Genomic DNA, 12,320 nt, shown 5'->3' with positions numbered 1-12,320 from the left:
GGGCGTCCACGTTGCGTTCGGGTGTCGACCGTCCGAAGGTGTGGGGATCGATGCAGGCGAGTCGAACGCGTCACCCTGGTTCTCAACGCGGGTAGGTATGCCTTACCTTGGTTTGCGTGGAGAACGGAGCGGGAGCACCTCAGCTGCGCGGGACGGGCGTGCGCGCCGCGTACGGCCCGACCGTCGTGGTGGACGATGTCGACGTCGCGCTCGTGCCGGGCCGCGTCACGGCTCTGATCGGGCCGAACGGCAGCGGCAAGTCGACCCTGCTCCGCACGCTCGCCGCTCTCCACCCCGCCGCGGCCGGGCGGGTGGAGCTGGCCGACGGCGCGGCGATCACGGACCTGCGTCCGCGCGAGGTGGCCACCCGGCTGACCCTCCTCTCGCAGTCGAGGTCGGCACCGGGCGGGGTGACCGTGCGGGAGGTCGTCGAGTACGGCCGGCACCCGCACTCGAAGCGGTGGGGCGGTGGCGATCCCGACGGCCCGGAGGTCGTGCTCCGTGCGATGGAGATGACCGGCGTCGGCGACCTCGCCGACCGTCCGGTCGACCGGCTGTCCGGCGGTCAGCTCCAGCGGGTCTGGCTCGCGAGCTGCCTGGCGCAGGACACCCCCGTGCTGCTCCTCGACGAGCCCACCACCTATCTCGACCTGCGCTACCAGGTCGAGCTGCTCGACATCGTCCGCGACCTCGCCGACCAGCACGGCATCGCCGTCGGGATCGTGCTGCACGACCTCGATCAGGCCGCCGCCGTCGCCGACGAGGTCGTCCTGCTGGTCGAGGGTCGCGTGGTGGCGGTCGGGACGCCGGCGGACGTGCTCACCACCGAGCTGCTCTCACCCGCGTACGGCGTCACGGTCGACGTCCACACAGACCCGCACGACGGGCTCCTGCGGACGCGGGCTCGCGCGCGCCACCACGGCCGCGCGCCGATCGGCTGACGCCGATCCCGGAGCCGAGCCGCGGCTGCCTGGCGACCCGCCCCACGACCCTCCCCCTGACCGAGCACGACCGATCCGAGGAGAACCTCCAGTGAAGACCACCCGTACGCTCGCCACCGTCGCGTCGGCAGCCGCCGCCCTCGCGCTGGCCGCCTGCGGCACCACAGAAGAGGCCGGTGGCGACGAGGACGCCTCGTCGTCCGAGCCGATCACCGTCACCGACGTCCGCGGCGAAGAGATCACGCTGGACGGCCCCGCCACCCGCGTCGGCGTCACGGAGTGGAACGTCGCCGAGTACCTGGTCTCCCTCGGCGTCCAGCCCGTCGGCGTCTCCGACATCTCCGGCTTCGAGACCTGGGACACGTCCGTGGAGCTCGGCGACGACGTCACCGACCTGGGCACCCGGGGCGAGCCGAGCATCGACACCGTCGCCTCGCTCGACCTGGACGTCCTGTTCGTCACCGACCAGCTCGCCGGCGACGCCATGAAGCAGATCGAGGAGACCACGCCGGTCGTCGTGGTGGCCGGCGGCGACGCCGCCGACCAGATCGCCCGGATGTGGGACAACGTCGACCTCGTCGCCGAGGTCACCGGAACGACCGACGAGGCCGCCGACCTGCGCTCCGACTTCGACGCCACCCTCGCCGACGCCCAGCAGGCGATCAGCGACGCCGGAGCCGAGGGCGCCGCGGTGGCGTTCAGCGACGCGTACGACACCGGCGACGCGGTCTCCATCCGGCCGTTCACCGAGACGTCGCTCGTCGGAGCGGTCTTCTCCGAGATCGGGCTGTCGAGCGCGTGGAGCGAGATCCCGGGGATCGAGGGCGACCCGGGCTACGGTCTCGGCGCGACCGACGTCGAGGGGCTGACGAAGCTCGGCGACGACACGCTCTACTGGTACTACACCTCCGAGAGCGAGGGCGACGTCTACACCGACGCGCTCGCGGACAACAAGGTGTGGACGTCGCTGCCCTTCGTCGAGGCCGGTCAGGTGACGCGGTTCCCGGACGGCATCTGGATGTTCGGCGGCCCGGCCTCGATGACCCGACTCGTCGAGGCCGCGGTCGACACGGTCTCCTGACCCGGCCCAGCTGAGCTCGACACGGCCCGATCCGACGAAGGAACGCAACGACGATGAGCCTCACCGCGCAGCCGACCGTACCGCCCGCAGGCGTGCCTGCCGACGGTCGGCGCGGCGGCCCGGTGGGGCTCGTCCTCCTCGTCGCGGGTCTGCTCGCGGCGATCGTCGTCCTCGCGGCGATCGACGTCGTCCAGGGCACCGCGACCGTCGGCGTGACCGAGCTGTGGGCATGGCTGTCCGGGTCCGCCGACGCGCAGGCGGCGGCCGTGATCGTCGACTCGCGGCTGCCGCGGGTCGCGGCGGGCGTCCTCGTCGGCGTCGCCCTCGGCGCGGCCGGCTGCGTGCTCCAGTCGATCTCCCGCAACATCCTGGCCTCTCCCGACACGCTGGCCGTGAACGCGGGTGCGTTCCTCGCGCTGACGTTCGCCGCGACCGTCGGGATCCCGGCCGTCGTCTTCGGTGACCTGGCGATCGCGTTCATCGGGGGACTCGCCGCCGCCGCGGTCGTCTTCGCGCTGGCGGGCACGGACTACGGAACGGTCCGCCTGGTCCTGGCCGGCACCGTCGTCGCGATGGTGCTGCGCTCCGTGGCCACCACGCTGATCATCCTCAACCCGATGGAGTCCCAGGGGCTGCAGGCGTGGGAGGCGGGCATGCTCGGCCAGAACGGTTTCGACGCCGTCACGCTGATGGTGCCGCTGGTCGTGGCCGGGATGCTCGTGCTCGTCCTGTTCGCCCGCCGGCTCGACGTGATGGCGCTGGGCGACGACGCCGCCCGTACCGTCGGCGTGCCGGTCCGGACGACGCAGATCCAGGTCCTCCTCACCGCGGTCGCGCTGTCGGCGGCCGCGGTCACGCTGACCGGTCCGATCGGGTTCGTCGGGCTCGCGGCCCCCGCGCTGGTGCGGCTGCTCGCGCCCCGGATCCGAGGCCTGCACCGGCACGCCGCGCTGATCGGCGTCTCCGGTCTGGCCGGTGTCGTCGTGGTCCTCGCGGCGGACGTCGCGGTCCGTGCCATCTTCGGTGCGCAGCGCGCCGTCGAGGTGCCGACGGGAGTCGTCACGTCCCTGCTGGGCGCCGTCGTGCTCGTCTGGTTCGCCTTCCGGCTCCGCGCCACGCGTCTGGACGACGCCGGCAACGCACTCGACGTCCGCGGCGTCGGCGTCCGCCACCCCGGCGGGCTCGTCGCCCTGCTCGTCGTCGCGCTGCTCGGGCTCGCCGTCGGAGCCGTGCTGATCGGCGACCGGATGTTCCTGCTGGGCGACGTCGCCAACTGGCTGTCCGGTCAGGCAGGACCGGTCGTCACCAGCGTGATGGGGGCGCGGGTCCCGAGGGTGGTCGCCGCGATCCTGGCGGGGATCGCGCTCGCGGTCGCCGGCACGATCATCCAGGGCGTGTCCCGCAACCCGCTCGCCGACCCGGCGATCATCGGCGTCTCCGGCGGCGCGTCCGTCGGCGCGGTGCTGGTCGTGACGTTCGTGCCCCTGGCGGGGTTCTGGGTGCTCGTCGGTGCCGCCGGCGTGGGCGCGCTGATCGCTGCGGTGATCGTGTTCGGGCTCGCCGCCCGTGGTGGGTTCGCCACGGACCGGCTGGTCCTCGTCGGTGTCGGCGTCTCGTTCGCGGCCGAGGCGATCGTGCGGCTGCTGATCGTGACGACCGACCCGTGGAGCGCCTCGAAGGCGCTGGTCTGGCTGTCCGGCTCCACCTACGGCCGCACGTACGAGCACCTGGTGCCGCTGATGATCGGCTGCGCCGTGCTCGTGCCGGCGGCGATGATCGGCTACCGGCGGCTCGACCTGCTGTCCGTGGACGAGGACACGCCGCGGGTGCTCGGGGTCCGGCCGGCCCACGCGCGATTCGCGCTGCTGGGCTGTGCGGTGCTGCTCACCGCGGTCGCGGTCGCGGCGATCGGGCTGGTCGCGTTCGTCGGACTGGTCGCCCCGCACGCCGCCCGCGCCCTGGTGGGCCGGCGCCACCGCTGGGTGATCCCGACCGCCGCCCTCCTCGGCGCGTGCCTGCTCGTGCTCGCGGACACGCTGGGTCGCACGATCGCCGCACCGACGCAGCTCTCCGCCAGCCTGCTGACCGCGTTGGTCGGCGCCCCGTACTTCTTCTACCTCCTGCACCGCAGCCGGCGCCCGGTCCGCTGACCGCCCGATCCGGCAGGAGGTCGCGGCCCGTCAGGTCTCGGTCCGGGGGACGAACGTGACGACGACGTTCGAGTCCCAGCCGTCCTGCTCGTCGTACGCGCCGCCGCAGGTCACCAGCACGACCTTCTGGCGCCCGGACTGGTCGAACAGCCGCTCGTACGGCAGGGTCGTCTTGTCGTACATCCTCACCGAGGCGACCCGGTAGGCGTGCTCGCCCGCGTTGATGTCGCGGATCGTCATCGCGTCGCCGCGCTGCAGCTGCCCGACGCGGGTGAACGGCCCGGGCCCGTAGACCGCCGAGTCCAGGTGGGCCGCGAGCACCGTGGCGCCACGGATGCTGCCCGCGCCCATCCCGTCGCGCCACCACCCGACGATCCACGGCCGGGCGGGGATCTCGAGCACGCGTGCGTCCGTACCGACGTCGGTGACCTGGGCGTCGACGTCGATCGCGGGGATCGCGATCCGGGCCGGCCGCGTGCCCACCCGGTCGGCCGAGCCCTGGAGAGCGCCCGCGGCAAGGACCGGCCCCGAGGCCGCGCGAGGGCCGGACGCACCGGTTGCACCCGGGTCGGCGCGTCCCACTCCGAGCGCGATCAGGATCGCGGCGACGAGCAGCACCGAGCCGACGCCCCACGCCACCCAGCGGCGGGAGGAAGCCTGCGGGTCGAGGGGCGCGGCCGAGCCGGTCATCGGTTCCTCACCGGCGGAGCGGACGTCCGAGGAGTGCGGCGCCGACGAGCAGCGCGATGCCGAGGACCCCGAGTGCACCCGCCAGACCGTACCGCGTGGTGCCCTCGGGCGTGGCCGGACCGCTCATGCCCGCCGGCACGGCGATCGGGACCGGGTAGCTCCCGGCGGCGCCGCTGACGCCGGAGCCGCCGTCGCTCTGCGTGGGCGGCGGGGGCACGTCGGTCGCGGTCGGCCTGGTCGCCGGCGGGGTGGTCGGAGCAGTCGTCGGGGAGTCCGAGGGCGCGGTGGTCGGAGCAGTCGTCGGGGAGTCCGTGGGTTCCGTGGTGGGCTCGGTCGTGGGTTCGGTGGTGGGTTCGGTGGTGGGTTCGGTGGTGGGTTCGGTGGTGGGTTCGGTGGTGGGTTCGGTGGTGGGTTCGGTGGTGGGTTCGGTCGTCGGTTCCGTGGTGGGCTCCGTCGTCGGTTCCGTGGTGGGCTCGGTGGTGGGCTCCGTCGCGTCCGTGATGGGGATCGTCGCCAGCGTCGGGTCGCTGGACTCGATCGTGCAGTCCATCGTGACGCCGTCCGGACCGCCGATCATGTCGCCGGTGTTGTCGGGCCCTGAGTACAGCGTCGCCGCCACGGTGAAGGCCGCCGGCATCGCGACGGTGGCGGTGCCGGAGATGTCGCCGGGAAGGTCGATCGCGGGGACGTCCCCGGTCGTCGGGATGATCCAGGCGTCGCCGACGTTCGGCGGCACCGGGACGTCGCTCGCGCTCAGGTTCGCGATCGGAACCGACTCGCTGTAGGTGCCCGAGTCGGACAGCGCGACCGCCGCGTCGTCGGAGTAGCCGGCGACCGAGCGCGCACCGAGCAGGACGTACGTGGCGTTGCGGAGGAGCTCGGGCAGCGTCAACGTGATCGTCGTCTGTCTCGCCGCGATCACCGACCCCGGCGAGACGGACTCGGGCAGGTCGACGACCGCCTCGACGCCGACGTCCTGGACCCCGAGATCGAGCCCGGCCGCATCCGTGGCGCAGAGGTAGTCGAAGTCACCGGTGACCTCCGCCGCCTGGGCGGGCGCACCGGCGACCGCGACGACCACGCCCGCCGAGCCGGCCATCAGGCCGGCGCTCGCCAGGATCGCTGCTGCCCTGCGGCGGTGCTCGGTGCTCGTCGGACTCGTCGCGAAACGCATCCACGTTCCTTCCCTCCGTGCCGTACGCGGCCGTACGGCACCCCATTGAAAACGTGAGTTGCGCGACAGGTTACGGCAGTGGAGGGTCGCTGTCACCCGAGTGCGGGCGGGGCGGTCGTCTGCAGCGCGAACCAGAGGTCGGCACGGGCACCGGCATCAGCCACGGGGCGGCCGGTGAGCGCGTCGATCCGGCGGATCCGGCCGCGGACGGTGTTGCGGTGGATGCCGAGGCGGTCCGAGATCCGGCCGGGATGCCCCTGCTCCTCCAGGTAGGCGCGCAGGGTGTCCTCGAGCGCCGTCCCGTCGGGCTCGGCGCGCAGCCGCCCGAGGACCTCGGACGCGAAGGCGGCCGCGGCTCCGGGCGGGACGAGGGCTCCGATCCCCGCCCGCGTCTGCTCCGCCCAGCGGGTGACGGGGCGGGCGTCGCTCGCCTGGGCGAGAGCGGCGGACGCGCCGGCCGCGGAGCGCGCCGCCTCGGCGGCGGGGACCGTGGGGCCGACGCCGACCCAGGCTCCTGCGTGCTGTGCGGCCTCGACGACGCGGTCGATCCCGGCCTCGTCGACGAGCACCACCGTCGTGTCCTCGTGGGTCCCGACGAGAGCGCCGGTCTCGATGTGGTCGACGGCCTCGGTCACCGCCCCCGGTGTGCCGCCGAGGTGCAGCGCGCACAGCGGGTCCGGGACGGTGCGTGGTGGTCGGGCGAGGTCGAGCACGCGCGAAGCGCCCGCAGCGTCGCCGTCGAGCGCCAGTCGCACCCCGGCCGCGACGACCCGGCGCTCGGCATCGCGCTGCTCCGCCCGTCCGGACTCGACCAGCGAGAGCACAGCGGCGGCCGTGAGCACCGCACTGCGCTGGAACGGTGACCACCGCCCGGGTGTGGTCGCCACGAGGTACGCCCGGGGCGTCCCGCCGAGCCCGACCGGGTGGACGGCGGTGGACGAGTCGGGTCCGGAGATCGAGGTCGAGGAGCGGCGGTCGTCGGCGCGGATCCGGACGAGCGCGGAGGCGAGCACGTCGGGGTCGAGGTCGAGTGCGCCGTCGGTCACCGCGCCGTCGGGGTCGACGACGGCGCAGGCGCCCCGCAGAACCTGTGCCACCCGTGCGGTCACCCGGGAGCGGGCGTCGGGTCGGGTCGCGTCCTGGGTCAGCTCGCGCTGGAGCCGGGCCGCGGCCTGCTCGGCCGGCTCCAGCAGCGCGGCGACGGCACGACTGATCGCGACGAACCGGGTCGGTGGTGGCACCTCGAACAGCCCCAGCCCCGCCCCCGCCGCCGCCTCGCGCAGTGGCTGCGGAGCCGCGTCGTGCGTCAGGCCGACCCCGAGCCCGAGCGCGCTCACGCCGAGGGTCGCGAGCCGCCCGACGTACGCCCGCCACTGGGCTGCGCCGTGGGCGGCGGTCGCGAGACCCGTGGTCAGCAGGACCTCACCGCCCTCGAGGAACGGGGTGGGGTCGTCGAGCTCGCTGGTGGCGACCCAGCGCACGGGGACGCTGGGGTCGGGGATCCACGCACGGGTGATCCCGAGCTCGGGCACCGCGACCAGGTCGGCGACGGTCAGCGTCGGAAGGGCGTCCACCGTGCCACTCTTGCACATCGAGTCAGTTGAGACTGTGCGGTATGCCCATGCCCCGCCGGGCGGCCACGGACGTACGCTCCGTCCATGACCGATCAGTTCATCGGCGGCCCCACGCTGCCCCAGGAGCGCCGCCTCGTCACCGAGATCCCCGGCCCGCGGTCGCGGGCGCTGTCCGAGCGCCGCACGAGCGCCGTCGCGTCCGGCGTCGGCGTGACGCTGCCGGTGTACGTCACCGCGGCGGGCGGCGGCGTCATCCGCGACGTCGACGACAACCTGCTGATCGACCTCGGCTCCGGCATCGCCGTGACCACCGTCGGCAACGCGGCCCCGCGGGTCGTGGACGCGGTCACCGAGCAGGTCGCCGCCTTCACGCACACCTGCTTCATGGTCACGCCGTACGAGGGGTACGTCGCGGTGGCGGAGAAGCTGAACGCGCTCACCCCCGGCGACCACGAGAAGCGGACCGCGCTGTTCAACACCGGTGCGGAGGCCGTCGAGAACGCCGTGAAGATCGCACGGCACGCGACCGGCAAGCAGGCCGTCGTCGTCTTCGACCACGCCTACCACGGGCGTACGAACCTCACGATGGCGATGACGGCGAAGAACATGCCGTACAAGGACGGGTTCGGTCCGTTCGCCGGCGAGGTCTACCGCGCCCCGATGTCCTACCCGTTCCGCGACGGGCTGTCCGGCCCGGACGCGGCCGCCCGCGCGATCGAGGTGATCGAGAAGCAGGTCGGCGCCAAGAACCTGGCGTGCGTGGTGATCGAGCCGATCCAGGGCGAGGGCGGCTTCGTCGTCCCCGCCGAGGGCTTCCTGCCGGCGGTCGCCGACTGGTGCCGCGCGAACGACGTGCTGTTCGTCGCCGACGAGGTGCAGGCCGGCGTCGCCCGCACGGGCGCGATGTTCGCCTCCGACCACGAAGGTGTCGTGCCGGACCTCGTCACGACGGCCAAGGGCGTCGCCGGCGGGCTGCCGCTCGCCGCGGTCACCGGTCGCGCCGAGGTGATGGACGCCGTCCACACGGGCGGCCTCGGCGGCACGTACGGCGGCAACCCGGCCGCGTGCGCCGCAGCGTTGGCCGTGCTCGAGACGATCGAGGCCGACGACCTCGTCAGCCGCGCGCGCGAGATCGAGAAGCGGATGCTGAGCCGGCTCGAGGCGCTGCAGCAGCGCGACCCGCGCATCGGCGACGTCCGCGGCCGCGGCGCGATGATCGCGATCGAGCTCGTCGAGCCGGGCACCACCACCCCCGACGCGGGCCTCGCAGCCCGGGTCGCCGCGCAGGCGCACCAGCAGGGCGTGGTCGTGCTGACCTGCGGGACGTTCGGCAACGTGCTGCGGTTCCTCCCGCCGCTGTCGATGCCGGACCACCTGCTCGACGAAGCCCTCGACATCCTGGACGGCGTCTTCGCCGAGGCCGCCCCGACCGACGGAGGTACGGCATGACCGCGACGGTGGACACGACTGACCTGAGCGCCCTGCTCGCGGGCGTACCCGACGTCCGGACCGACGCTGCGCTCGCCGGGACCGACCCGGGCGAGGGCTGGTTCGCCGTCACCGATCCGGCCACCGGTGCGGTGCTGGCGCACGTGGCCGAGCACGACGTCACCGACGCCCGGGTCGCCGCCGCCGCGGCCGCGACCGCGGGCCGCGACTGGGCCCGTCGCCCGAACCGCGAGCGCTCGGCGATCCTGCACCGCGCGCACGCCCTGATGATGGACGACCACGAGCGCCTCGCCACGCTGATCACGGCCGAGAACGGCAAGACGCTGGCCGACGCGCGCGCCGAGGTCGCGTACGCGGCGGAGTTCTTCCGCTGGTTCGCCGAGGAGGCGGTGCGTCCGCACGGCTCGTACGACCCGGCGCCGGCCGGTGGCGTACGGCACCTCGTCCACCGCAAGCCGATCGGCGTCGCCGCGCTGGTCACACCCTGGAACTTCCCGGCTGCGATGGCGACCCGCAAGATCGCGCCCGCGCTCGCGGCCGGCTGCACGGTCGTCCTGAAGCCCGCCGAGGAGACCCCGCTGACCGCGCTCGCCGTCGGCGCGATCCTGGTCGAGGCCGGCGTCCCCGCCGACGCGGTCCGGATCGTCACCACCACCGACGCGCCGGCCGTGGTCGAGGCGCTGCTCGCGGACGAGCACGTCCGGAAGGTGTCGTTCACCGGCTCGACCCAGGTCGGCAGGATCCTGCTCCACCAGGCCGCGGACCGTGTGCTGGAGAGCTCGATGGAGCTCGGCGGCAACGCACCGTTCGTGGTCTGTGACGACGCAGACCTCGACGCCGCGGTCGCCGGTGCGCTGACCGCGAAGCTGCGCGGCGGCGGCCAGGTGTGCGTCGCGGCGAACCGGTTCTACGTCCACACCGACGTCGCCGACGCGTTCGTCCAGCGGTTCGGCGAGGCCATCGCCGCGCTGAACGTCGGCCACGGCGCCGACGACGGCACGGACGCCGGCCCGGTGATCACGCCGGTCGCGGCGGAGCGGATCGAGAAGCTGGTCGCCGACGCGGTCGCCGGCGGTGCACGCGTCGCCTACCAGGCCCAGGCGCCGTCCGGTGCGGGCAACTGGGTCGCGCCGCGTCTGCTCGTCGACGTGCCGGGCGATGCCGCGATCGCGCACGAGGAGATCTTCGGCCCGGTCGCGACCGTACGGACGTGGAGCGACGACGACGAGGTGGTCGCGATGGCGAACGACACCGAGTTCGGCCTCGCGTCGTACGTCTACAGCCGCGACCTGCAGCGTGCGATCCGGCTCGGTGAGGCGTTCGAGTCCGGCATGGTCGGCGTCAACCGCGGCCTGGTCTCGGACCCGGCCGCGCCGTTCGGCGGCGTGAAGCAGTCCGGCCTCGGCCGCGAGGGCGCGACGCTCGGGATCGACGCGTTCACCGAGGTCCAGCACCTCGCGGTCGCCTGGCCCGACGCCTGACCTCCCCTTCGCGCTGTGTGACCGCAGCCCCGAAACTGCTCGCGCGGACCGGGGCTCACGTCACACAGCGCGAAGGGGTCAGGCGGGGCGAGCCGCGTCGACTGCCTGCTGCTCCTCGGGGGTCAGCGGCTGCTCGCAGCTCCACGCGGTGATGCTCTTGGCGTACGTCCGCGACTCCGCGCGACCGTGGATCGAGGACACGACGAAGCCGGCCCCGGTGTCGTCGAGCAGGGCGAGGCTCCACGAGAGCGCGCCGCCGGTGTCGCCGAAGGCGTCGTAGCGCACCACGGCGACGTGCCGGAACGCCTCCTTCGCACGGACCTCCAGCTCGGAGACCCGTCCGCCGAGGGCGCTCTGGCCCTCGAGGTCGTCCTCGCGGCGCCGCTGCATCTGGCTGGTGAGCGCGATCGCGAGCGCGGACAGCGAGGCGACCAGCGCCAGCACTGAGATCGCAACCGTCACCCGGTCAGCCTAGGGTGATCGGATGGACACCGGTGCAGCCGACGCGCCGACGGCGCAGATCACGAGCGAGGTGGGACGGCTGCGGACGGTGGTCCTGCACCGCCCGGGCCCGGAGCTGAAGCGCCTGACGCCGCGCAACAACGACTCCCTGCTGTTCGACGGCCTGCCGTGGGTCGGCCGGGCTCAGGCGGAGCACGACACCTTCGCGGCCGCGCTCGGCGAGCACGGGGTCGAGGTGCTGTACCTGCGGGACCTGCTGGTCCAGACGCTCGAGGCCTCGTCAGCCGCGCGGGCGACCGCGATCGCGGGGGTCGCCGGGGACCTGCGGCTCGGCGACACCATCGCCGACTACCTCTCGGCCGCCCTGTCGGCGGAGCCTCCCGACCGCCTCGCGGACATCCTCACCGGCGGTCTGCGCAACGACGAGCTCGAAGGCACGCGCAGCGTCGTCACGTCGCTGCTCCAGCCCGACGACTTCCTCGTCGACCCGCTCCCGAACCTCCTCTTCACCCGCGACTCCTCGGTCTGGCTGCGCGACCGGGTCGCGATCACCAGCTTCGCGATGCCGGCCCGCGAGCGCGAGTCGCACCTGACCGACCTGATCTACGCCCACCATCCGCGCTTCGCGCACTCGGCGCGGATCCACGGGACGCACCGCGAGCACCTCGAGGGCGGCGACGTGATGGTGCTCGGGGACGGGGTGATCGCCGTCGGCGTCGGGGAGCGGACCACCCCCGCGGGTCTGGAGCGGCTGGCGCGCCAGTGCTTCGAGCACGACCTCGTACGCCGGGTGCTGGCGGTGCCGATCGCGCAGGAGCGCGCCACGATGCACCTGGACACCGTCGTCACGATGGTCGACGTCGACGCGGTCGTGATGTACCCGCCGCTCGCCGACTCCCTGACCGCCTACGACGTGGTGGCCGGTGACGGGGACGAGGTCGTCGTGGGTGCGCCGCGCCCGTTCCTCGACGCGGCGGCCGACGCCCTCCGCGTGGAGCGGATCCGCGTGATCGACACCGGCCTCGACGCGGTGACCGCGGAGCGCGAGCAGTGGGACGACGGCAACAACACCCTCGCGATCGCGCCGAGGCTCGCGGTCGCGTACGAGCGCAACGTGCAGACGAACGCCCGGCTCGAGGCGGCCGGCATCGAGGTGGTCCGGATCCCCGGGTCTGAGCTCGGCACCGGTCGCGGCGGGCCGCGCTGCATGTCCTGCCCCGTCCTCCGCGACCCCCTCTGACCGCGAGTCACTCCTGGCGGGCCCGCGAGTCGTTCGTGGCGGGCCCGCGAGTCGCCCCTGGCGTGCGAGGCTCGCTGA

General features: G+C 73.8%; 10 protein-coding genes. 6 read left to right on the top strand and 4 right to left on the bottom strand.

Going from position 1 to position 12,320, the window contains the following annotated elements; translation table 11 throughout:
- Positions 1-116: 116 nt before the first annotated feature.
- The 3 genes from CLV56_RS08570 to CLV56_RS08560 all read left to right on the top strand — a co-directional run bounded on the left by CLV56_RS08570 (position 117) and on the right by CLV56_RS08560 (position 4,172).
- A complete protein-coding gene (locus CLV56_RS08570; protein WP_281254209.1) occupies positions 117-941 on the top strand; it encodes an ABC transporter ATP-binding protein in 825 nt (274 codons plus the stop codon).
- Between the two features lie 91 nt (positions 942-1,032).
- Positions 1,033-2,022 (top strand): iron-siderophore ABC transporter substrate-binding protein, encoded by a 990-nt coding sequence (locus CLV56_RS08565; RefSeq protein WP_039343511.1) that lies wholly within the window; start codon positions 1,033-1,035, stop codon positions 2,020-2,022.
- 53 nt (positions 2,023-2,075) lie between these two features.
- Positions 2,076-4,172 carry an iron ABC transporter permease gene (locus tag CLV56_RS08560; protein WP_100414693.1) on the top strand — a complete coding sequence of 699 codons (2,097 nt, stop codon included), beginning with the start codon at positions 2,076-2,078 and terminating at the stop codon, positions 4,170-4,172.
- 30 nt (positions 4,173-4,202) lie between these two features.
- Here CLV56_RS08560 and CLV56_RS08555 read toward each other — a convergent pair whose 3' ends face one another.
- The 3 genes from CLV56_RS08555 to CLV56_RS08545 form a co-directional block, all read right to left on the bottom strand.
- Positions 4,203-4,862 carry a class F sortase gene (locus CLV56_RS08555; protein ID WP_039343514.1) on the bottom strand — a complete coding sequence of 220 codons (660 nt, stop codon included), beginning with the start codon at positions 4,860-4,862 and terminating at the stop codon, positions 4,203-4,205.
- 7 nt (positions 4,863-4,869) lie between these two features.
- Positions 4,870-6,036: a DUF6801 domain-containing protein gene (locus tag CLV56_RS08550; RefSeq protein WP_100414692.1), complete on the bottom strand. Its 1,167-nt coding sequence runs from the start codon at positions 6,034-6,036 to the stop codon at positions 4,870-4,872.
- Positions 6,037-6,128: 92 nt separating this feature from the next.
- The gene (locus CLV56_RS08545) at positions 6,129-7,610 is read right to left on the bottom strand and encodes a PucR family transcriptional regulator (RefSeq protein ID WP_170224773.1); all 1,482 of its coding nucleotides are present in this window, start codon (positions 7,608-7,610) and stop codon (positions 6,129-6,131) included.
- A gap of 84 nt (positions 7,611-7,694) precedes the next feature.
- Between CLV56_RS08545 and gabT the strand changes: the two genes are divergently transcribed.
- Both gabT and CLV56_RS08535 read left to right on the top strand, forming a co-directional pair.
- The gene (gene gabT, locus CLV56_RS08540; protein WP_039343520.1) at positions 7,695-9,059 is read left to right on the top strand and encodes a 4-aminobutyrate--2-oxoglutarate transaminase; all 1,365 of its coding nucleotides are present in this window, start codon (positions 7,695-7,697) and stop codon (positions 9,057-9,059) included.
- Complete coding sequence (locus tag CLV56_RS08535) at positions 9,056-10,540, top strand: NAD-dependent succinate-semialdehyde dehydrogenase (RefSeq protein ID WP_100414691.1); 1,485 nt, start codon at positions 9,056-9,058, stop codon at positions 10,538-10,540. The genes gabT and CLV56_RS08535 overlap by 4 nt, the downstream gene beginning before the upstream one ends.
- Positions 10,541-10,618: 78 nt before the next feature.
- Here CLV56_RS08535 and CLV56_RS08530 read toward each other — a convergent pair whose 3' ends face one another.
- Positions 10,619-11,002: a DUF4446 family protein gene (locus CLV56_RS08530; RefSeq protein WP_039343524.1), complete on the bottom strand. Its 384-nt coding sequence runs from the start codon at positions 11,000-11,002 to the stop codon at positions 10,619-10,621.
- 22 nt (positions 11,003-11,024) lie between these two features.
- Here CLV56_RS08530 and CLV56_RS08525 point away from each other — a divergent pair, with 22 nt between their 5' ends.
- On the top strand, positions 11,025-12,242 hold the full coding sequence (locus CLV56_RS08525; protein WP_100414690.1) for an arginine deiminase: 1,218 nt from the start codon (positions 11,025-11,027) through the stop codon (positions 12,240-12,242).
- Positions 12,243-12,320: the final 78 nt, after the last annotated feature.

The sequence above is a fragment of the Mumia flava genome, from assembly GCF_002797495.1.
In the GTDB taxonomy this organism is placed as follows: Bacteria; Actinomycetota; Actinomycetes; order Propionibacteriales; family Nocardioidaceae; genus Mumia; species Mumia flava.
This window is presented reverse-complemented; position numbering and strand designations above follow the sequence as displayed.

Coding starts and splice junctions, on each gene's coding strand:
- CLV56_RS08560 (WP_100414693.1), top strand. CDS start 2,076: ATGAGCCTCACCGCGCAGCCGACCGTACCGCCCGCAGGCGTGCCTGCC.
- CLV56_RS08555 (WP_039343514.1), bottom strand. CDS start 4,862: ATGACCGGCTCGGCCGCGCCCCTCGACCCGCAGGCTTCCTCCCGCCGC.
- CLV56_RS08550 (WP_100414692.1), bottom strand. CDS start 6,036: ATGCGTTTCGCGACGAGTCCGACGAGCACCGAGCACCGCCGCAGGGCA.
- gabT (WP_039343520.1), top strand. CDS start 7,695: ATGACCGATCAGTTCATCGGCGGCCCCACGCTGCCCCAGGAGCGCCGC.
- CLV56_RS08535 (WP_100414691.1), top strand. CDS start 9,056: ATGACCGCGACGGTGGACACGACTGACCTGAGCGCCCTGCTCGCGGGC.
- CLV56_RS08525 (WP_100414690.1), top strand. CDS start 11,025: ATGGACACCGGTGCAGCCGACGCGCCGACGGCGCAGATCACGAGCGAG.